The sequence below is a fragment of the Faecalibacterium prausnitzii genome (genome assembly GCF_003287405.1).
GTDB classification, from domain to species: domain Bacteria; phylum Bacillota; class Clostridia; order Oscillospirales; family Ruminococcaceae; genus Faecalibacterium; species Faecalibacterium intestinale.
Genome location: NZ_PRLD01000001.1, coordinates 137693 through 158280 on the forward strand (window position 1 = coordinate 137693; position 20588 = coordinate 158280).

Annotated in this window: 21 protein-coding genes; 10 read left to right on the top strand and 11 right to left on the bottom strand. The window is 56.0% G+C overall.

Going from position 1 to position 20588, the window contains the following annotated elements; genetic code table 11:
• Positions 1-37: 37 nt before the first annotated feature.
• The 3 genes from dapB to asd form a co-directional block, all read right to left on the bottom strand.
• Positions 38-796 (bottom strand): 4-hydroxy-tetrahydrodipicolinate reductase, encoded by a 759-nt coding sequence (gene dapB, locus C4N24_RS00645; protein WP_112089890.1) that lies wholly within the window; start codon positions 794-796, stop codon positions 38-40.
• A 72-nt stretch (positions 797-868) separates the two neighbouring features.
• Positions 869-1762 (bottom strand): 4-hydroxy-tetrahydrodipicolinate synthase, encoded by an 894-nt coding sequence (gene dapA / locus C4N24_RS00650; RefSeq protein ID WP_112089891.1) that lies wholly within the window; start codon positions 1760-1762, stop codon positions 869-871.
• A gap of 45 nt (positions 1763-1807) precedes the next feature.
• Positions 1808-2890, bottom strand: a complete 1083-nt coding sequence (asd, locus tag C4N24_RS00655) for an aspartate-semialdehyde dehydrogenase (protein ID WP_112089892.1) — start codon at positions 2888-2890, stop codon at positions 1808-1810.
• Between the two features lie 166 nt (positions 2891-3056).
• Between asd and queA the strand changes: the two genes are divergently transcribed.
• The 7 genes from queA to C4N24_RS00690 all read left to right on the top strand — a co-directional run bounded on the left by queA (position 3057) and on the right by C4N24_RS00690 (position 9689).
• A complete protein-coding gene (gene queA / locus C4N24_RS00660; RefSeq protein ID WP_055184386.1) occupies positions 3057-4085 on the top strand; it encodes a tRNA preQ1(34) S-adenosylmethionine ribosyltransferase-isomerase QueA in 1029 nt (342 codons plus the stop codon).
• Positions 4086-4195: 110 nt separating this feature from the next.
• Positions 4196-5341 (top strand): tRNA guanosine(34) transglycosylase Tgt, encoded by a 1146-nt coding sequence (tgt, locus tag C4N24_RS00665; RefSeq protein ID WP_112090165.1) that lies wholly within the window; start codon positions 4196-4198, stop codon positions 5339-5341.
• 74 nt (positions 5342-5415) lie between these two features.
• Positions 5416-5733 carry a preprotein translocase subunit YajC gene (yajC, locus tag C4N24_RS00670; RefSeq protein ID WP_005925879.1) on the top strand — a complete coding sequence of 106 codons (318 nt, stop codon included), beginning with the start codon at positions 5416-5418 and terminating at the stop codon, positions 5731-5733.
• 66 nt (positions 5734-5799) lie between these two features.
• Positions 5800-6198, top strand: a complete 399-nt coding sequence (locus C4N24_RS00675; protein WP_112089893.1) for a TIGR04086 family membrane protein — start codon at positions 5800-5802, stop codon at positions 6196-6198.
• 41 nt (positions 6199-6239) lie between these two features.
• The gene (locus tag C4N24_RS00680) at positions 6240-6986 is read left to right on the top strand and encodes a hypothetical protein (protein WP_112089894.1); all 747 of its coding nucleotides are present in this window, start codon (positions 6240-6242) and stop codon (positions 6984-6986) included.
• Between the two features lie 132 nt (positions 6987-7118).
• Entirely contained in the window at positions 7119-8465 is a 1347-nt protein-coding gene (gene radA, locus C4N24_RS00685; RefSeq protein ID WP_015538502.1) for a DNA repair protein RadA, read from the top strand.
• A gap of 15 nt (positions 8466-8480) precedes the next feature.
• Positions 8481-9689, top strand: a complete 1209-nt coding sequence (locus C4N24_RS00690) for a tyrosine-type recombinase/integrase (protein ID WP_112089895.1) — start codon at positions 8481-8483, stop codon at positions 9687-9689.
• A gap of 671 nt (positions 9690-10360) precedes the next feature.
• Here C4N24_RS00690 and C4N24_RS00695 read toward each other — a convergent pair.
• From C4N24_RS00695 to C4N24_RS00720, 6 genes are all read right to left on the bottom strand, one after another.
• Positions 10361-11137 (bottom strand): N-acetylmuramoyl-L-alanine amidase family protein, encoded by a 777-nt coding sequence (locus C4N24_RS00695; RefSeq protein ID WP_242983147.1) that lies wholly within the window; start codon positions 11135-11137, stop codon positions 10361-10363.
• A gap of 197 nt (positions 11138-11334) precedes the next feature.
• Positions 11335-13749, bottom strand: a complete 2415-nt coding sequence (locus C4N24_RS00700; protein WP_112089896.1) for an endonuclease MutS2 — start codon at positions 13747-13749, stop codon at positions 11335-11337.
• A 15-nt stretch (positions 13750-13764) separates the two neighbouring features.
• Positions 13765-14514 carry a DNA repair protein RecO gene (gene recO / locus C4N24_RS00705; RefSeq protein WP_112089897.1) on the bottom strand — a complete coding sequence of 250 codons (750 nt, stop codon included), beginning with the start codon at positions 14512-14514 and terminating at the stop codon, positions 13765-13767.
• Between the two features lie 218 nt (positions 14515-14732).
• Positions 14733-15668, bottom strand: coding sequence for a GTPase Era (era, locus tag C4N24_RS00710; protein ID WP_242983148.1), 936 nt, complete (start codon positions 15666-15668; stop codon positions 14733-14735).
• Between the two features lie 43 nt (positions 15669-15711).
• On the bottom strand, positions 15712-16203 hold the full coding sequence (gene ybeY / locus C4N24_RS00715; protein ID WP_112089898.1) for an rRNA maturation RNase YbeY: 492 nt from the start codon (positions 16201-16203) through the stop codon (positions 15712-15714).
• A gap of 23 nt (positions 16204-16226) precedes the next feature.
• Positions 16227-17222, bottom strand: a complete 996-nt coding sequence (locus C4N24_RS00720) for a PhoH family protein (protein WP_097780335.1) — start codon at positions 17220-17222, stop codon at positions 16227-16229.
• Between the two features lie 252 nt (positions 17223-17474).
• Between C4N24_RS00720 and C4N24_RS00725 the strand changes: the two genes are divergently transcribed.
• From C4N24_RS00725 to C4N24_RS00740, 3 genes are all read left to right on the top strand, one after another.
• On the top strand, positions 17475-17792 hold the full coding sequence (locus C4N24_RS00725; protein ID WP_055184367.1) for a PadR family transcriptional regulator: 318 nt from the start codon (positions 17475-17477) through the stop codon (positions 17790-17792).
• Complete coding sequence (locus C4N24_RS00730) at positions 17789-18292, top strand: DUF2812 domain-containing protein (protein ID WP_112089899.1); 504 nt, start codon at positions 17789-17791, stop codon at positions 18290-18292. The genes C4N24_RS00725 and C4N24_RS00730 overlap by 4 nt, the downstream gene beginning before the upstream one ends.
• 160 nt (positions 18293-18452) lie before the next feature.
• Positions 18453-18647: a DUF3873 family protein gene (locus tag C4N24_RS00740; protein ID WP_015538508.1), complete on the top strand. Its 195-nt coding sequence runs from the start codon at positions 18453-18455 to the stop codon at positions 18645-18647.
• 73 nt (positions 18648-18720) lie between these two features.
• On the opposite strand, the gene yqeB is transcribed toward C4N24_RS00740, so the two are convergent.
• Entirely contained in the window at positions 18721-19536 is an 816-nt protein-coding gene (yqeB, locus tag C4N24_RS00745) for a selenium-dependent molybdenum cofactor biosynthesis protein YqeB (protein ID WP_097783938.1), read from the bottom strand.
• The gene (locus C4N24_RS00750) at positions 19533-20588 is read right to left on the bottom strand and encodes an XdhC/CoxI family protein (RefSeq protein ID WP_097783939.1); all 1056 of its coding nucleotides are present in this window, start codon (positions 20586-20588) and stop codon (positions 19533-19535) included. Before C4N24_RS00750 ends, yqeB begins: the two co-directional genes overlap by 4 nt.

Here is a 20588-nt window from a genome sequence, read left to right on the forward strand (position 1 = left end):
ACCTCTTCTCCCGGCGTATGCCGGGGCAGCTTATTTTTCAGAGGGCGGCGATCAGGTCGCCCATATCGTACAGCCCCGGCTCTTTTTTTGCCAGATAGACCGCAGCATTCACGGCACCGTTGGCAAAGATGCTGCGGGAGTAGGCGGTGTGCCGCAGGGTGATCACCTCGTCCGGGCCACAGAACAGAACCTCGTGGTCGCCTACGATGCTGCCGCCGCGCACAGCGCTGATGCCGATTTCCTTCGGGTCGCGCTTCTGGCGCACGGAAGAGCGGTCGTACACATAATGGTACGCGCCGTCATTCTGCTCGTTGATAGCGTCTGCCAGCATCAGCGCCGTTCCGCTGGGTGCATCCAGCTTGTTGTGGTGATGCTGCTCCACGATCTCAATATCATAATTGATGCCCAGCACGGCAGAGGCGCGCTTGCACAGCTCGGCCAGCACGTTGATGCCCATGGACATATTAGCGCTCTTGAACACCGGAACGCTGCGGGACAGCTGCACTACCTTCAGCTGCAACTCCTCTGAAAGGCCGGTGGTGCACACCACGATGGGCAGCTTGTGGGTCTGGCAGTAGGGCAGTGCCTTTTCCACTGCGGCAGGGGAGCTGAAGTCGATGATCACATCGCCCTTGCCGTTCAGCTTTTCCAGACTGTCGTAGACCGGGATGCCGTTCTGTTCGCCGTCCTTCATATCGATACCGGCCACCACACGGCAGTCCTCCCGCTGTGCGATCATATCGCACAGCACATGGCCCATGCGGCCACCAATGCCCTGAATCACGATCTCTGTCATTGTTGTTTCCTCGTTTCTATAATATGGCAGAATGCCCGGAAGCTGAAAATTCCCGGGCATTCTGTAAGCTTTTTATTCCTTAATAAGACCTGCAGCCTGCAGAGCCTGCTCGATCTTTGCCTTGTGGGCATCGCTGGGCTCTACCAGCGGCAGACGGCACTCACCCGCGTTCCAGCCCAGCACGTTCATGGCGTACTTGACCGGAATGGGGTTCACCTCGCAGAACAGAGCCTCCTCCAACGGCAGCATTTCCAGCTGCAAAGCGCAGGCCTTGGCGGTGTCACCGTCAAAGAAAGCCTGACAGCAGTTATGCACCAGCTCCGGCGCAACATTGGACACCACGCTGATGACGCCCTTGCCGCCCAGTGCCAGCAGGGGAACTACCTGATCGTCGTTGCCGGAGTAGATGTTCAGCGCATCACCGCACAGTGCAGCAACCTTGGCTACCTGAGAGATGTTGCCGGAGGCCTCCTTAATGCCGTTGATGAGCGGGTGCTTGCTCAGCTCCAGAGCGGTCTCAGGCGCAATGTTCAGACCCGTGCGGGAGGGCACATTGTACAGGATGACCGGGATGCCGCCAGCCTCAGCCATGGCGGTAAAGTGTGCCACCAGACCGGCCTGCGAGGTCTTGTTGTAGTAGGGGGTGACCATCAGCAGGGCATCAGCACCGCAGGCAGCAGACTTTGCTGCCAGTGCGCAGCCGTGGTCGGTATCGTTCGAACCGGCACCGGCAATGACCGGTACGCGGTGATTGACCGTATCCACGGCGAACTTGATGGCGGCCAGCTGCTCCTCATCAGTCATGGTAGAGCACTCGCCGGTGGTGCCGCAGATGATGATGGCATCGGTGTGGCGGGCGATCTGATCCTCGATAATGCGGCCCAGCTCGTCAAAGTTGATGCTTCCGTCCTCGTACATCGGGGTGATGATGGCCACACCCGCGCCGGTAAAGACAGGCTTCTTCATAGTAAAAAACTCCTTTGCTGCGTGTATCGCGCAAAAATTCAGGCATTAGTCCATATAGCCCTTTGCTGCCAGCAGCTCAGCCAGCAGCACAGCACCGCCGGCAGCACCGCGCAGGGTGTTGTGGCTCATGCAGGCAAACTTGTAGTCAAACAGGGTGTCCTCCCGCAGACGGCCGATGCACACAGCCATGCCGTTCTCGGTGTTGCGGTCCAGCTTGGGCTGCGGACGATCGGGCTCGGTAAAGTAGTGCAGGAACTGCTTGGGTGCGCTGGGCAGGTTCAGTTCCTGTGCAGGGCCGCGGAAGTTCGCCCAAGCTTTCAGCATCTGCTCCTTGGTGGGCTTTTTATCAAAGCTTACGAACACGGCTGCGGTGTGACCGTCCGAGACAGGCACACGGAAGCACTGTGCAGTGATGACCGGCTTCTCGGCATTGACGATCTGGTCGCCCTCGATATGGCCCCACAGCTTCAGCGGCTCGCGCTCACTCTTTTCCTCCTCGCCGCCGATGTAGGGGATCACATTGTCCACGATCTCAGGCATCCGGTCAAAGGTCTTGCCTGCACCGGAAATAGCCTGATAGGTGCACACCAGTGCCTTGCTCACGCCAAAGTCCTTCATCAGGGGATGCAGGGCGGGCACATAGCTCTGCAGGCTGCAATTGGACTTGACAGCGATGAAGCCGCGCTTGGTGCCCAGACGCTTGCGCTGGGCGGGAATGATCTCGATATGGTCGGCATTGATCTCGGGAACCACCATGGGAACGTCCGGGGTGAAACGATGGGCACTGTTATTGGAGACCACCGGGCACTCTGCCTTGGCGTATGCTTCCTCCAGTGCTTTGATCTCGTCCTTGGGCATATTGACAGCGCAGAAAACAAAATCCACCTGCGAAGCAACTTCCTCTACCTTGGAAGCGTCCAGAACGGTCATCTTCTTCACGCTCTCCGGCATGGGAGTGGTCATGGCCCAGCGGGATCCTACTGCATCCTCATAGCTCTTGCCCGCACTGCGGCCGGATGCGGCCAGTACGGTCAGCTTGAACCAGGGATGATTCTCCAGCAGAGTCACAAAACGCTGACCCACCATGCCAGTTGCGCCTACAATACCCACTTTATACTGTCTTTCCATTTCCAGCACCTTTCCTTTCAAAAAAACAAACAGCAAATCTTAGTATTGCGAAGAACACGGCTTGCAAACCGGACAGCGATGCAATATAATAGATACTGTTTATACAGATTCTATGATATCATTGATACGTTGTCCGTGTCAATCATCGGAAAGGCAAATGCACACTATGTTAAAAAAAGATTTTTGGTATGATTTACCCAAAGAGCTCATTGCACAGGAGCCTGCAGCCCCGCGGGATGCGGCGCGGCTGATGGTTCTGAGCCAAAAGGACGACAGCATCCGGCACAAGGTGTTCCGTGATCTGCCGGAATTTCTGGAGCCGGGGGATCTTTTGGTGGTAAACAATTCCAAGGTGCTGCCCGCCCGCATCGTGGGCGTCAAGCAGCCCACCGGTGCCGTGTGCGAGCTGCTGCTGCTGCGGCAGGTGAAGGGCGACCAGTGGGAGTGTCTGGCAAAGCCCGGCAAGCGGATGCAGCCCGGTACGAAGGTAAGCTTTGGTGACGGCAGTCTGACCGCTGTGGTAGACGAGACCATGGAGGACGGCAACAAGTACGTTACATTCTATTATGATACCGAAACGCTTTATGAAAAGCTGGATGAATTTGGCAAGATGCCGCTGCCACCCTACATCACAAAGCAGCTGGAGGATCAGAGCCAGTATCAGACCGTCTACGCCAAGGAGCTGGGCAGCGCGGCTGCTCCCACCGCCGGGCTGCACTTTACCCCGGAGCTGATGGACACCCTCCGCGCTATGGGCGTCGGCATTGCCGAGGTCACACTGCACGTTGGTCTGGGCACCTTCCGCCCTGTACAGGAGGACGAGATCAGCGACCACAAGATGCACAGCGAGTGGTACTCCATCAGCGAGGAGACCGCCCGCCGCATCCGCGAGACCAAGGCCGCGGGCCACCGGGTCATCGCAGTGGGTACTACCAGCTGCCGCACGCTGGAGGCTGCTGCTGCCAAGTATGGCGAGATCAAAGCCTGCAGCGGCAACACCTCCATCTTCTTGTATCCGGGTGTGAAGTTCAACTGCATCGACGGCCTGATCACCAACTTCCATCTGCCGGAGAGCACCCTGATCATGCTGGTGTCCGCTCTGTACGGCTACGAAAAGACCATGCACGCCTATGAAGTAGCCGTGGCAGAGAAGTACCGCTTCTTCTCCTTTGGCGATGCTATGCTCATTTTGTGATTTTTTTGTAATTGCGGCATAATGCTGCTGTGATCATTCTGATAACTTGCAGGCTTGCTACCTGCATCGAGGCTGCACGGCTGTTTTCCGTGCGCAGAAAGGAAAAGACCATGCCTTCTTTGACGACCTACACCCTGCTCAAGCAGGAACACAACGCCCGGCGGGGCGAGTTCAAAACCGTGCACGGCACGGTGCAGACCCCTGCCTTCCAGAACGTTGCCACCGCCGGTGCCATCAAGGGCGGCCTGTCGGCGCAGGATCTGAAGGATATCGGCGCACAGGTCATGCTGTGCAACACCTACCACCTGCATCTGCGTCCCGGCGACAAGCTGGTGGCAGATATGGGCGGCCTGCACAAGTTCACCCGCTGGAACGGGCCTATCCTGACCGACAGCGGCGGATTTCAGGTGTTCAGTCTGGCAAAGCTGCGTAAGATCACCGAGGAGGGCGTGACCTTCGCCTCTCATCTGGATGGTCACCGCATCTTTATGGGCCCGGAGGAGAGCATGCAGATCCAGGCAAACTTGGGCTCTACCATTGCCATGGCCTTTGATGAGTGCGTGGAGAACCCCGCCCAGCACGATTACTCCAAAGACAGCTGTGAGCGCACCACCCGCTGGCTGAAGCGCTGCAAGGCTGAAATGGCACGCCTGAAGCACGAGGGCATCTCGGTCAACCCGGATCAGCTTCTGTTCGGCATCAATCAGGGCTGCACCTATGCAGATCTGCGCGTGGAGCACATGAAGCAGATCGCCGAGCTGGAGCTGGACGGCTACGCCATCGGTGGTCTGGCTGTGGGCGAGCCCACCGAAGTGATGTATGAGATGATCAGTCAGGTGGAGCCGTATATGCCCAAGGACAAGATCCGCTATCTGATGGGCGTCGGCACCCCCGGCAACATCATCGAGGCCGTTGCCCGCGGCGTGGATCTGTTTGACTGCGTTATGCCCAGCCGCAATGCCCGCCACGGTCATCTGAATACATGGAGCGGTATCATCAACATCAAAAACGCCAAGTATGAGCGGGACGAGCGTCCCATCGACCCCGCCTGCGGCTGCCCGGTGTGCCGTAATTACTCCCGTGCCTACATCCGGCATCTACTCAAGGCAGACGAGATGCTGGGTATGCGTTTGACCGTGATGCACAATCTGTGGTTCTATAACCACCTGATGGAACGTATCCGGGATGAACTGGATGCCGGTACCTTTACCGCCTTCCACGACAGATACGTGAAGCTTCTGGATACCCGAATTTAAACTTTAGCCTTGCAACAAGGCCGATAAGAGGGTATAATAGCATTATCTGAATTTTTGAGAGGAGATTTTGCCCCATGCAATTTCTGACTACCACGTCCGAAGGCTATATCAGCCTGTTCTTCACGCTGGCACTGATGCTGGTCCTGCTGTACTTCATGATCTACCGTCCTCAGAAGAAGCAGGAAAAGAAGGATGCCGCTATGCGCAGCAGTCTGGAGATCGGCGATCAGGTCACTACCATCGGCGGTGTCATTGGCCGCGTTGTCGCCATCAAGGACGACACCTTTGTTCTGGAGACCGGCGCTGACCGCGTGAAGATCCGCTTCACCAAGTCTGCTATCTCTTCGGTCGAAAAGCTGAACATGGACAAGGCTCCTGCCGACAAGAAGTAAGCGTTAACACCGTGCATACATGAACCGCCTCCCTGCATAGACTATGTGCAGGGAGGCGGTTTTGTTATGTCTGAATCTCGAGGTTTCCCGGCGGAACTTCTTTCGTTTGCGCTTTTCGGGGCGCTGGGGGTGGCCGTAACAGCGGCGGCGCTGGCTGGTTTTGCGCATCTGATGGCCGGGCACGGCTGCTCCGGCAGTGTCGTGCCGGTACTTGCCACAGCAGCCGTGTGCATGGGTAGTTCGCTGTGTGCACTGGCGGCAGCGTTCCGTAAAAAGGTGCGCGGTCTGCTGACCGGACTGCTCCAAAGTACATTTCTGGCAGTGCCGCTGGCGCTTTCCGCTGTGTGGAACGGCACCGCTGCCGCGCCGGCTGTAGTGTGCCGTATTCTGGCGGTGCTGCTCTGCGGCTGTATCGGAGGGCTGTTTGGGGTCACCCTGCGCAGCCGCAAGCACACGCTTCGTTGATCAATCCGGCAAATCGAATCCATCAGAGGAGAAAACAGCGTATGTGGATCTACGAACAAGAAAAAACGGAAGAAAACCTGTCCTTGCTGCCACAGACGGTCAGCCTGCCGGTGCAGAAAGCAGAGCCTGCTCTGCCGACTGTACCGGAAACTGCACCGGAACCCGTAGAGCAATTGCCATCAAAAGAGCCCTGCATCCCGGCAAAGCGGCACGCCACCCGGGATTGCTGGCTGCTGGCTGCGGCCTTTCTGCTGGGGAGTTCGGCAGCCGGTGTATTGCAGGCCGTATGCGATGCCCAGCAGGCAGAACTGCTGCGGTATTATCTGGAAGCGTGGCAAGGGCTGTTTGCACCGGGCAGTATGCAAGGGACGGTACAGCTTTTTAGCATGGAATATCTGGCTCTCGGCCTTGTGGTCAGCCTGTTTCTGGTATTAGGGCTGTCTGCCCTTGGGCCTATAATGATCTTTGGCAGCATGATGTTGTACGGTTTGGGCAGCGGTCTGCTCATGGTACAGCTTTGCACGGCAGGCGGATGGAAAACGGTACTTCTGGCACTGCTGTGGACAGGCTTACCGGCGGCAGCAGCAAGTGGCTGTCTGTGCTTTTTCGGGGCCTGCGCTTTGCAGGTCAGCAGCCGGATCCACGCCTATTCCTTCCGCAAGCATTCCGGTGGACAAGCCCGCCCCGGGGTGCAGGCACTGCTGGGGCAGTATCTGCTGACCATGGTGGTACTGCTGCCGCTGTGCGGTGCGGCGGCAGGGCTTTCGTATCTGGGCAGCCGCCTGTGAACAGCATCCTTTTCTTGCGGGTTTTGGTACAGTGTGTTACAATAACAAAAGACCATAAATAAATGAGGGACAGACATGAAACTGAAATCCGTCTATGTATGCTCCAATTGCGGAGAGACAAGCCCCCGCTGGATGGGGCGCTGCCCCAGCTGCGGCAGCTGGAATACCATGAACGAGGACGTTGTTGCCGAAGCTCCAAAGGCAGGGACTCCTGCTGCCCGGCAGGCTGCTGCGGCTCGTCAGGAGGGCGTGACCACCCTGACCGCCCGGCGGCTGTCAGAGATCAGCACGACTGAGGAAAAAAGCCGTATCCTGACCGGTATCTCGGAGCTGGACCGTGTATTGGGCGGCGGTATCGTGCTGGGCGGCGTGGTGCTTTTGAGCGGTGAGCCGGGCGTTGGTAAATCTACTATGCTGCTACAGCTGTGCGGTGCCATCTCTAACCAGCACAGCGTGCTGTATATCACCGGAGAGGAATCTGTCCGGCAGGTCAAACTGCGCGCCGCACGGCTGAAGGTACCGCAGGACAACATCTTTCTGGCGGCAGAAAACGACGTGGATGAGATCTGCGGCCTGATTGAAAAGGAAAAGCCGGATCTTGTGGTCATTGACTCCATCCAGACCATGCGTTGCATGGATATCTCGTCCTCGTCCGGTACAGTCAGTCAGGTGAAGGAGAGCGCCGCGCGGCTGCTGGCAGTTGCCAAAAAACAGGAGATTCCCATGTTCATCGTGGGTCATGTGAACAAGGATGGCGCGATCGCAGGTCCCAAGGTCATGGAGCATATCGTGGATACAGTGCTCTACTTTGAGGGCGACAAGATGCTGCCGTACCGCATTCTGCGGGCAGCCAAAAACCGCTACGGCTCCACCAATGAGCTTGGCATGTTCGATATGACCGGCACAGGACTTGCCGAGATTGAAAACCCCTCCCAGATGCTTCTGGAAGGACGTCCGCTGGGCGTTTCCGGCAACTGTGTAGCCTGCACCATGGAGGGCAGCCGTCCCATCCTGAGCGAGATTCAGGCGCTTGCCACCAAGACAAATTTCCCGGCACCCCGCCGCGCCTGCAGCGGATACGACTATAACCGCATGAACCTTTTGATCGCTGTGCTGGAAAAGCGGGCAGGGTACTTCTTTGGCAATCTGGATGTCTACGTTAACATCGTAGGCGGCATTGCGTTGCGGGATACCGCCTGCGACCTTGCAGTCTGCCTGAGCATGGTCTCCTCGCTGCTGGACCGCCCGGTCAGCGATAAGCTTATCGCCATCGGAGAGGTAGGTCTGGGCGGGGAAGTGCGCAGTGTGCCCAATCTGGAACAGCGCCTGCACGAGGCAGAGCGTATCGGCTTTGAGCGGGCAGTTATCCCTAAGCACAGTCTTGCGCATCTGAATGCCGCAGATTATCCCGGCATGAAGCTGGTTGGCGCAGCTTATATTGCAGATGCCATCAATGCGCTGAAAAACGACCGCCTGTGATGAAACGAGGAACCTATGTCGATCTATCTGGACGAAAGAAATCCCGGTAAGCACGCGCCCTTTGAGGATGCCGCCCCGGATATTGTAGAATATGTGCGGTATCTTGAGGTGATCGCCGGTAAAAGTGCCAACACGGCTTTCAATTATTACTGTGACCTGCGCTCTTTCAGCCGCTTTATGAAGCGCCGCCGCGGTCTTGTGCCAACAGATGCAGAATTTAAAGAAATTGACCCCAAGGGGCTGGACACAGCCTTCTGGGGCAGCATAACAAAAGAGGACATCTACGAGTATCTTTATTTTCTGAACCGGGAATGCGGCAACAAAAAATCCTCTACCGCCCGGCGGCTGGCCAGCCTGCACGGCTTTTATGATTATCTGGTCAATCAGGTCAACAGCTTAACCGAGGACCCTACGGCGGCTATCCGCCCGCCCAAGCAGGATAAAGTATTGCCCAAATATCTGACAGCAGAGCAGTCCATCTCGCTTTTGGAGAGCACCCAGACCCAGAGCGATTTCCCGGAGCGGGACTACTGCATGGTGGTGCTGTTCCTCAACTGCGGTATGCGTCTTGCGGAGCTGGTAGGCATGGATCTTGGAGACATCGATTTGGAGCAGCGGCAGATACGCCTGTTTGGCAAAGGCCATAAGGAACGCATGGTCTATCTGAATGATGCCTGTGTGGAGGCAATACAGCTGTATCTGCATAAACGCAACACCATGGAAGGGCTTTCACCCAAGGAAAAAGCCGTGTTCATTACGCGGATGCGCAAGGAGCGTATCTCAAACCGCAGGGTAGAACAGCTGATCTCCGGCGCAATGAAGGCCGCCGGACTGAAGGGCTTTTCCACCCATAAGCTGCGCCATACTGCCGCTACGTTGATGTATCAAACCGGCAATGTGGATATCCTCACCCTCAAGCAGCTTCTGGGTCACAGCAGCGTTGGGACAACGCAAATTTATACGCACCTGCAAGAATTTCAGGTGCGCTCTGCCATTGAAGAAAACCCGTTGGGCAAGGTACTGCCCATAAAAGCCGCAAAAGCAAGCTTGGATACAACAGAAGCAGCAGGGGAGACATCTGCCGAAAATGCCCCGGCGGGAGAGGACGATTCTGAGCCGTCCGGCCCTATGGCGGCCTTTGAGGGCGCTGCACAGGATGGCTTTCGGGCAGATATTTCGGCAATGTCTGCCGAAGAAACCGACGAATCATCGAACGATACTTAAACCACTAAGATCTTATAACCTGAATAGCGCTTGAAACGATGCAAAGGCCTATGACACGATCCGGCTTGACCGGATTAAAGTCATAGGCCTTTATAATTTACATTACATAAGAAACGATCTGGTCGAAACACGCAAAGTAATGTCTACACAAAAGCAACTGAACAACCACAGCCGTAACATGAAATGTTATAAAGCAAGCGCATAGAGATGCTTGCCGGAATAAAATTGCTGGAGCAAAATGAATTACTAACGAACCAATGAAGCAGCGCATAACACGGAAAGTATCTGAAAGTGCGAGACAAATAAAACAATAAAACATGGTAAAAAGTGCAGAATGTGCAAAGCGGTTGAATCAAGCCTAAAAATGATCCAGCCGGGGCTGAAACGCCCAAAATCCGGGAAATGGGTATTTTTCACTTCCCTAAGTTTCGCATAACGTGCATTATACGAAATAACTATAATCAAAAAACAGAAGCTGCCCTTCTCTCTTTCTGTCAGATTTCCGGCAGCTTCTGTGGATGCGTTTCAGTTTGCATACGCCTGCATCTACACCGCTGGACGTATTACCAGTACGTTCAAGTGTTTGACTTCTGCCTGCGATGGCTGTTCTGGTGCGTTACCAGTCATGTTATATAAGCAGTATCGCTTCTTCTGCTTTGGTGATGCGATGCTCATTTCACTGGCAGTGGTTCTGTGCCAAAGTACGCACAGATGGCTTCGTAATAAATACGCGCCACAGTCTTGCAGCCCTCCTCGCTGCCAAATCGCTCTACATCCTCGGCGTTTGTCACAAAGCACTGTTCTGACAATACTGCCGGACAATCCACATCTTCCAGCAGCGTAAAGCTGCGCTCGTTCCGCACCTGTGTGTAGGTGTTTTCCACCAGCTGTTTCTGGTCGTTTTCCAGATAATAAATGTACCGCACTCCCCCACGTCCGCGCAGCTTTGCGCCGATGCTTTGCATTCCTCCGGCCAGCAGCCGGGCAAAATAAAAGCTTTCCTGATGCCATGTGCGCCCGGGCACTGCCGGATAGCATTCAAAGCCGGATGCCGTAGAGCCGTTGGCTGCGGAGTTGCCGTGGATGGACAGCAGCAGCTGCGGGCTTTGGGCACTGGCGGCGGCTGCACGTTGGGCAGGTGTCGCGGTTTCATCAAAGCTTTCCCGGGTCTGCAACGGAATGTAATTCGGATCCTGCTCTAACCATTGAAGCAGCGCAGCAGCCGTTGCTGCTGTGACCTGTTTTTCTTCAACTACTCCCCTTGCGCCCGGGTCGCTGCCGCCATGTCCGGCGTCTATTGCCACCCGGTACGGCGGGTCGCCCACCACAGGACGAAAATCATCCTCTGATGCTGAGACTGCGGGTTCTGCGGGTGCATTCAGTTCCAGCGCCGCCTTCCATAAAAATAGGCCAAAGCCGAGCATCAGCACCGCAAAAACAAACAGCATACCGCGTAAAAGCTGGTGCTGTGTTTTGCGGCGGCGTGTTTTATGTTTGCTATGTTTATTTGCAGGTCTGCGATGACTGGTTGGCATAAAGTTTTACTTCCTGTTCGTTTTACATTTATAATACGAGTATACTCGCCTTTTCCCTGCGCTGCAACAAAAAAAGACTGCCAATTTTTCAAAAGGCAGTCCTTACTGGGTTATTTCAGTTCTACAACCGTCACGCCGCTCTCACCTTCGCCGTAACGACCAAGACGGAAGCTTTTTACCATGCGGTTACCGCGCAAATGCTTATGGATGGCGGTGCGCAGTGCACCGGTGCCGTTGCCATGGATCAGATAGACCACCGTCTGCCCGTTCAGGATGGCGCGGTCAATAAAGGAATCCACCTCCGACAGCGCCTCGTCCACCGTAAGCCCCAGCAGGTTGCACTCCATTTTGGCGGTGCGCTGTACGCGCTCTACCCTGCCGTTGGGGCGGTTTGTATCACCGGTCAGGCGGGAGTACCGCTGCTGCGCTTTGGTCTTGGGCGCAGTTGGTTCTTTTACCAGCTTTTCCGGCTGCTTCAAGCCCTTGAGGGGTACCTTGGTCTTAATGATACCGGCGCGCACCAGCACATCGCCGTTTTTATCAGGCAGCGCCAGAACGGTGGCCAGCTGGTTCAGTTCTGCAATGCAGACCTCCTGCCCCACCTTTACCTCCTTCAGCGGCACAAACTCCTTAACGGGGTTATGCACCACCTCTGTACCGGCAAACAGCTTTTCGGTCTCCTTTTTGGCAATCTCGCGGGCACGCTGCGCTTTCTGCTGGGCGCTCATGCGCTCATCTTTTTGCAGCTGGCGCAGCTCGTCGGTCAGCGCGTAGGCCTGTGTTTCCACCTGTTGTGCCAGTGTACGTGCCTTGGCACGGGCGGCTTCCAATTCGTTTTCGCCCTGCTGGATCAGTTCATCCCGCTTTTTGCGGGCTGCTTCCAGCTGATGGGAAGCTTCGTTGCGCAGCTGCTCCACTTCGTTCTGACTTTCCTTCAGCTGCAGCTTCAGATCGTCCAGCTGACCCAGAACCGCATCCAGACGCTTGTCCTCGGCAGACAGATGCTGCTGGGCAGCCTCGATAACACGGCTGGGTATCCCCAGCTTTTCGCTGATCAGGAATGCGTTGGACTTGCCCGGTACGCCCACACTCAGCTTATAGGTGGGGCGCAGGGTCTCCAGATCAAACTCGCAGCTGGCATTGACCACGCCCTTTGTTTCCAATGCAAAGACCTTCAGCTCTGCATAGTGGGTGGTCGCCATCAGCAGAACGCCACGGCGGCGCAGCTCCTCAATGATGGCAACAGCCAGTGCGGCACCCTCGGCAGGGTCGGTACCGGCACCCAGCTCGTCCAGCAGCACAAGGGTGTGCGGCATGGCAAGCTTCAGAATGCCGGTGATCTTTTTCATGTGGCCGGAGAAGGTGGATAGGCTCTGCTCAATGCTCTGTTCATCGCCGATATCTACCAGAAATTCGTCAAACACACAGATCTCACTGCGCTCGTCTGCCGGGATCAAAAAGCCGCACTGTGCCATAGCGCACAGCAGACCGGCGGTTTTCAGGGTGACCGTTTTACCGCCGGTGTTCGGACCTGTGATGATAAGGGAATCGTATTCCCCGCCCAGTGCAATATCCACAGGAACGCACTTTTGCGGGTCGATCAGCGGGTGGCGGGCGCGGATCAGATTAAAGGAAGAATCCGTCCGCACAGCGGGCTTAAAGGCCTTCAACTCCAGCGCAAGCCGCGCCTTTGCCAGCAGGATGTCGATCTCCAGCATGGCCTTGTAGCTGTACTGAAACTGCGGCTCAATGGCAGCCACCTGTGCGGTAAAGGCCACCAGAATGCGCTCAATCTCCTGCGCTTCCTGTGCGCGGTACTGCAGGATGCGGGCATTGGCCTCCACCACAGCCTGCGGCTCCACGAACACCGTAGCGCCCGTAGAGGATACATCGTGGATGATACCGCTCACTTCGCCGCGGTATTCGCTCTTGACCGGCACAACATACCGACCGTTGCGCATGGAAACCACGCTCTCCTGCAGGTATTTGGAGGTATCCATGTTGCGCACCATGCTTTCCAGCCGGTCGCGGATGCTGTTTTCGGTGGCTCGGATCTTCTTGCGCAGTTCTGCCAGCGTGCGGGAGGCGGTATCCGCCATGGCGTCCGGTGCCAGAATGGCACTTGAGATCTGCTGCTCAAGGCCCGGCTCCGGTGCCAGCGCGTAAAACAGATCATCGGTCGGCAGCGCGTCGTGCTCAGAGGAGCCGTACCAGCTGGTCAGGTGCTGAAAATTGCGCAGTGCACCAGCCACCATCAGCAGCTCGCCCATGGAAAGCACACCGCCCTTTACGGCACGGGCGGCAAGCTGGCTGACCCCCTCCACTCCGCCAAAGCGCGGTGAGCCGTTTTTGATCAGCAGAGTGTTGATGGCATCTGTCTGCTCCAGTGCATAGCGCACCTCGTCCGGGTCGCACTGCGGCTCAATGGCCAGCAGCATAGCACGGGCTTCCTTGCACACGCAGCCCTCCGCTGCTCGGGCAATGATCTTATCCAATTCTAATGTTTTTAAGTAGCTTGTTTCCATACTGTTCCTTTTTGGTCAGGGCAGCACGCTTTTCAAAAAGGCATAACTCTTCAGCGGCTTATCCAGATGCGTCAGGGCATAGTTTTCAGCCACTGCGGAAAGCTTTGCCAGACTGCCCACAGAGATCTTGAATGCAAATATTTTTTTGTCCTCTACCAAGCAGATGTGGCGCAGTGCAAACAGCGCAGCCTTGTCCAGATTGCAGTTCTTGCCCGCCTTTGCCGCACAGGATGCACAGAGCAGATGCCCTTCCTGTGCGTCCAGATAAAAGGCATCTCCTTCATCGTAGGTGCCACAGTCCCGGCAGCAGACAATCTGCGGCATAAAGCCGCACTCGCTCATGGTGCGCAGCTCAAATACTGCCTTGATCACCCGCAGGTCGGTGCGGTGCTCGCTGATCATATACAGGCTGTTCAGCACAAGCCGCAGCTCCCGGGCTGCTTCCTCTCCAGTAGGCGAAAGCGCAGCAGCCATCTCGGTAAGATACATAGCAAGGCTTACCCCTTCAATGGAGGAAGAAACGCCATGGAAGATGTTCTGCACCTCGGCTTCCCGCACGGTATACATATTGCGTCCGGGCACCAGTGTAAACTCTGAATAGCAGAACAGCCCGCAGGCGCTGAACAGCTTGCTTTTCAGCCGCAGACTGTTTGCAGCCATTGCCGTGATAACGCCCAGCTTCGGGGTTAGGATCGTCAGAATACGGTCTGCTTCTCTATAACGGGTCTCCTTCAGTACCAGACCCATGGTCACAAATGGTTCCATCATCCGTTTCTCCTGCCGGATGCTCGGCGGGCAGCTGCACCAGTTGTTTGTAATCGAGATAACGGAGAATATTCCCCGTGCAGGCAAAGGCCTGCCAGCTTGCAGCAGCATCCATTTTCAGCACTCCTTCCCTTTCCTGTGCACAGGCTGCTTTTGTTATAGTGTCAGCCTGATTCTAGCACAGCATACAAGGGAAAACTGTCCTGCTTTGGCAGCGCTCAGCGGTTGGAGGGATTCTGCTTAAAGCCGAAATTGTTCAGCAAAAACTCGTTGTCCCGCCAGTCGGATTTTACCTTGACCCAGCACTGCAGGTTGACCCGGCAGCCCAGAAATTCTTCGCAGTCGGCGCGGGCAGCACTGGCGATCTTTTTGAGCATCGCACCGCCCTTGCCGATGACCATGCCCTTATGGCTCTCCCGCTCGCAGTAGATGTTCACATCAATGTCGATCAGGTCTGTGCCCGGGCGCTCCTTGAAGCGCTCCACCACCACTGCAATGCCGTGCGGGATCTCGTCCCGCATGAAGAGCAATGCTTTTTCGCGGATGACCTCAGCCACCAGCTCTTTTTCCGGCATATCGGTGTAGGCGTCATCATCAAAGTAATGGGGACCTTCCACGGCGTAACGGCTCAGAGCATCAAACAGCTCCTCGCTGCCTTCTTTGTTGCGCACGCTGATGGTGTAGATTGCATCAAACACACCCAATGCCTTCAGCTCTGCCTTGCGGGCTTCCAAATCGGCAGGGTCTTTCACAAGGTCAGTCTTGTTGATGACCGCAATGGCTGGGCCGCTGCGGTGCAGCGCTTCCACCAGCGCCATCTCAGATTCGTTCAGCGCACCGTAGGGCTCGAACAGCATCATGGAAACATCCACATCCGCAATGGAATCGCTGGCGGTCTTATCCATGCGCTTGCCCAGCTTGTTGTGCGCCTTGTGCACACCGGGAGTATCCAGCAGCACATACTGCAGCGGCCCACGGGTGATCACGCCGGTAATGCGGGTGCGGGTGGTCTGGGGCTTAGAGGTGACGATGGCCACCTTCTCGCCGACCAAGAGGTTCGTCAGGCTGGATTTGCCCACGTTCGGCCGTCCGATGACAGCAACGAATACAGAGGAGGTGTCGTAATGCTCCTGAACGGGTATTGTAGTACTCAAAGCGAACTCCTGTCTTGTTTTTATGTTCTGTTGCAAAGGGATATCATTCCGTGTAGCTGACCGTGCGGGGCAGACCCAGCTGCAGCAGCACAGCCTCTTCTTTTTCGCGCATACGCATAGCTTCCAGACCGCCGTTTTCGTGGTCGTAACCCAGCAGATGCAGCATGGAGTGAACAGTCAGAAAAGCCACCTCCCGCTGCAGCGGATGCCCATACAGATTCGCCTGCTCCATGGCGCGCTCCATGCTGATGACGATATCGCCCAGCATCATGCAGCCGTTGTTCTCGTCGATATCATACTTGCCGTCCTCACCCAGAGGAAAGCTCAGCACATCGGTGGGCATGGGCTTGTTGCGATACTGATTGTTCAGCTCGGCAATGGCAGCGTTGTCCACAAAGGTAACGCTGATCTCTGCGGGACGGTCAAAATGCTCATACTCCAACACAGCGTTGCAGGCGCGGCGGATGAGGATGCGAAGCCCGGAGGGCACCTTGACAGCTTTCTGGGAGTTGGTGATCAAAACTTTGTTGGACATATCGGTCCACTCCTTTCAAAGGGTTATTTAAAATTCTTTTTGTTTTCTTTATTTTCCGCTTCGGCAGCCGGATGGGCGGCACGCTCGTAAGCCTTAACGATCTCCTGCACCAGCCGGTGACGCACAACGTCCTTATCGGTAAAGTAGCACTGTGCAATGCCGTTCACATCCTTCAGCACCTTTAGCGCGTCCACCAGACCGCTGCGGGTGCTGCCCGGCAGATCGATCTGGGTCACATCGCCGGTAACGACCACCTTAGAGCCTACGCCCATACGGGTAAGGAACATTTTCATCTGCTCCGGGGTGGTGTTCTGCGCCTCGTCCAGAATGATAAAGGAATCATCCAGTGTGCGCCCGCGCATATAGGCTAGCGGAGCAACCTCGATGATCTGCTTTTCCACCAGACGCTCGTAGGTTTCTGCGCCCAGCATATCAAACAGACCGTCGTACAGCGGCCGCAGATAGGGGTCTACCTTCTGCTGCAGGTCACCGGGCAAAAAACCCAGCTTCTCACCCGCTTCCACCGCCGGGCGGGTCAGGATAATGCGGGAGACCTCCTTAGCCTTGAAGGCTTTTACCGCCATGGCTACGGCCAGATAGGTCTTGCCGGTACCCGCCGGGCCGACACCGAAGGTAATGGCATTGGAACGGATGGCGCTCAGGTATTCCTTCTGTCCCAGCGTTTTGGGGCGGATCGGGCGTCCCTTGACCGTGACAGTAACAAAATCCTCGGTCAGCTCCTTTACCCGCTTCTCCGCGCCATCGTGCGCCAAACTGATGCAGTAGTGCACAGTCTGATCCTCCAGCGGGGTGCGGTTCTCGATCAGAAGAAGCATTCCCTCCACGGCTCGGTTCGCTGCCGCCACGTTGGCAGGCTCACCGGAAATGCGCAGCTGTGTGCCACGGCAGACGGCGGTGACAGAAAACTCTTTTTCCAATAAGCGAATATTCCGGTCGCAGTTGCCAAAAACAGCCGCTGCGATCTCTACACTATCCAGTTCAATACACTTTTCCGCCATGGAGCTCCTCCCGAATTGCAGAATTTGATGATTATATTGTACCACCAAAATCTTCAGAAGAAAACTATGAAAAGTGCACAAAATATTTTCCTACATTCCATCGGTTTTTCCATACGAACTGTGTCTTAAAGCTTTTTGATGACTTTTTTCTGAAAACACTTGACAACGTATATCGTGAGACGATATACTTTAAGTACGATATATCGGTTGACGATATAAAGACGTCCGATAGAATCCATGGAGTATTTCAGTATGGAAAACCTTGCATTGACAGAATCGACCTATTATATCCTGTTGTCTCTTTACCATCCGCAGCACGGCTATGGCATCATGCAGCAGACAGAGCAGCTTTCCGGCGGCAGAGTCCATCTTGCCGCCGGGACACTGTATGGTGCCTTGACCTCTCTGTGCGATAAAGGCTGGATCCGTCCCCTGCCTGCCGAGAGCGGCAGCCGCAAAAAGGAATACCAGCTTACCGCAGAAGGTGTACAGGTTTTAAAGCATGAGCTTGCCCGCTTGCAGCAGCTTGTGGCCAATGGTGAGAGCATCCTGAAGGAGGAAGCCTTATGAAGGAAAAGAAAACCGTTTTCAAGCTTTTCTTTGTGTGGGATTTTGAAAAAGAAGAGCGCTGGCTGAACGAGATGGCACAGGAGGGCTGGGTACTGGATAACACCGGGTTTTCCTTTTATACCTTTGTACGCTGCGAACCGGGCGAGTATATCATCCGCTTGGAGATGAACCCCAGCATTGATTACCGCGCCTTTGTAAAGGAGCTGGGTGCAGAGTATATCGGCGGCTGTGTCAACTGGGTGTACTTCCGGCGGAAAGCGGAGCTTGGCAGCTTTGAGCTGCTCTCGGATATCGACTCCCGCCTGACGCACCTGAGCCGCATCGACAGGATGCTTTCCCTGATTTGTCTGGCAAACCTGATCATGGGCGTAACAAACTCTCTGAATCAGGCTCGCTGCGGCTGGCTGAACCTGTTGTGCGCAGCAATGCTCTCCTATGCACTGGGGCGTATCCACGGCATGAAAGCAGCGCTGGAAAAGGAACGCAGTTTGCACGAATGATTTGTCAAGCCCTTCTTTGACACAACCGCAGAGAAAAAGCTGGCGTATCTTTGGATAAAAAGACAATGGCAAACCGATCTCCATCGTGATACAATAGCAAGCGTTGTGTGCCGCCGCCCGGCGGCCGTTTATACTGCTTGAAAACAAAGGAGAAGGAACCATGGAACAGCTTTTTCTGATGCCCGGTGAAGAACGATACGAGCGCTTCAAGGATGGCAACGGTGTTCCTAAGGTGCACTACTCCTACTGCTCTATGCGCGGTGCATTCTTTGACTGCGAGAGCCGCAGTCTTGAGGAAGCCCAGCGCCTGTGCGAAAACTGGCTTGTGGGGCAGGATCGCTGCTACCGCAACTAACATAGAACCTTAAAACCCCTGCCGTATTTGCAGACCTTTCCGCAAAACGGCAGGGGTTATTTTTATATAGGTTTTACTGCCACACCTGCGCACAGACAAGCTCCAGTACACTGCCGGCAATACAGCGGGATTTATCCGAGATCAGGAAGCAGTTGGAAAGCTCTTCCCGCCGGGGGTCGATATCCGCGATTTTAAAACCCGGTGTGACCGGATAGCCGCTGCGCAGCAGTCCGCGCAGGATACCGGAAATTTGTGCGGTGACCGGGATATCTGTCCCCTCCTGAGTTCGGATAGTGGCAATGGTCTCACACTTCTCCACAAGATCACCGATTTTACGCACATTCATAAAAACGCCGTTGGCCTGTGCATGGATCACCCGCTCTGCACCATACCCGCCAATAACGCCGGGGATGCCGGTATTGGGGATAGCGCTCCCCTCCCGAATGATCCGTCCAAGCCGGTGGCCGCGTTTGGTCTCCACCACGACGTCTACGTCTTGCCCGGCCACAAAGCCGGGACCAAGGGCAATGGTCAGCGGTGCCATATCCCGATGGGTGCCAAGGTTGCGCTTGGCCAGAATGGCGTCCACTACGACCTCCGGCTTTGCCCGGGCAATGCAGGCTCCCTCAGGGTCAACGAGCACCGGAACAGCGCCCTGCGCCCAGACGGACTGTGCCTGCTCTAAAGCTTCAATGCGGACGGCACGCAGTTCTTCGACCGTGGCTTCGCCTTCATACACTGCTTCACACAGGGCAACCTGACGGCGAATGGCTGCGGGTTTTGTAGTTTCCAATACCAGCACCCGCAGCCCGGCGCTCCACAACCGGTGGATGGTACCGGTGGCAAGGTCGCCGCCGCCGCGCACGATGATCAAAGCGTCCTTTTTCATTTCGTTTCCTCCCCGGGGCAAAGTGTCTGCAACAGTACCTCCATGGAGCCGCCACAGGCAGCAATGGCCGCGTCCTCGTTTTTGCCGTCAGCCGAAAGCTGTAAGCATTGCAGGGCGGGCGCAGCCTGTGCCAACATCTTCCGGGCAGCCTGCACCGTGTAATGCTCCATAATGCCGCCGCCCACACTGCCCACGGTACTGCCATCAGGCAGAACAAGCATTTTTGCGCCCACATCCCGCGGGGTGGAACCATGCCGTGCAACAATGGTCGCCAGCACCGCCGGAGTGCGGGCATTTTCTGCCTGCACCATTGCATCCAGCAATGCGATAGGATAACCCTCGGTCTGAGGGCGGGCATTCTTGACCTGCACGATCTGCGCCAGAATGGAAAGTGCGATCTCCGCAGCCGTCTGCGCCCCGATGGCAAGGCCGATGGGTGCGCAGAGCGACTCCACTCGCTGGCTGTCCAACCCGGTCTCCAACAGCTGACGGCGCACCAATGCGGCACGGCCACGACTGCCCATCATGCCCACATAGGCCGCGGGCTTTTGCAGGATCAGGGTAAGGCAGTCCAGATCAAAGGCGTGGGAGCGGGTCAGCACCGCAAAATAGGTCTCTGCTCCGCCGGACACATTCTGGAGTGCCTGTGCAAAGGGGGCGCAAAGCACGGTATCCGCTCCAGCGGCGCGCAGCTGCTGGGCAAATTCTTCCCGGTCATCTATGGCAAGCACCGGCAGGCCGAGAAGCTTTGCCTGTTTTACAAGGGCAGCAGCCACATGTCCGCCGCCGCAAACCACCAGCTGCGGCACTGCACCAAAACGCTCGGCAAATACCCGCTGCCCGTCCAGTGTAAGAAAGCCCGTAGCGGTACAGTCTTGCAAAGCGGCAAGCTGACGCTGCAAAATCCCGGCGCTCTGGGTCTGCCACAGGGCATCTCCGTCCCGCAGCAGCAGCTGACTGCCAGCCTCTGCGCCTTCCAGCACGGTAGCCAGCGTATAGCTGCCGGTCTGGTTTGTATCTTGCAGAACGTCTGCAAGCGTTTGTCTGTTCAT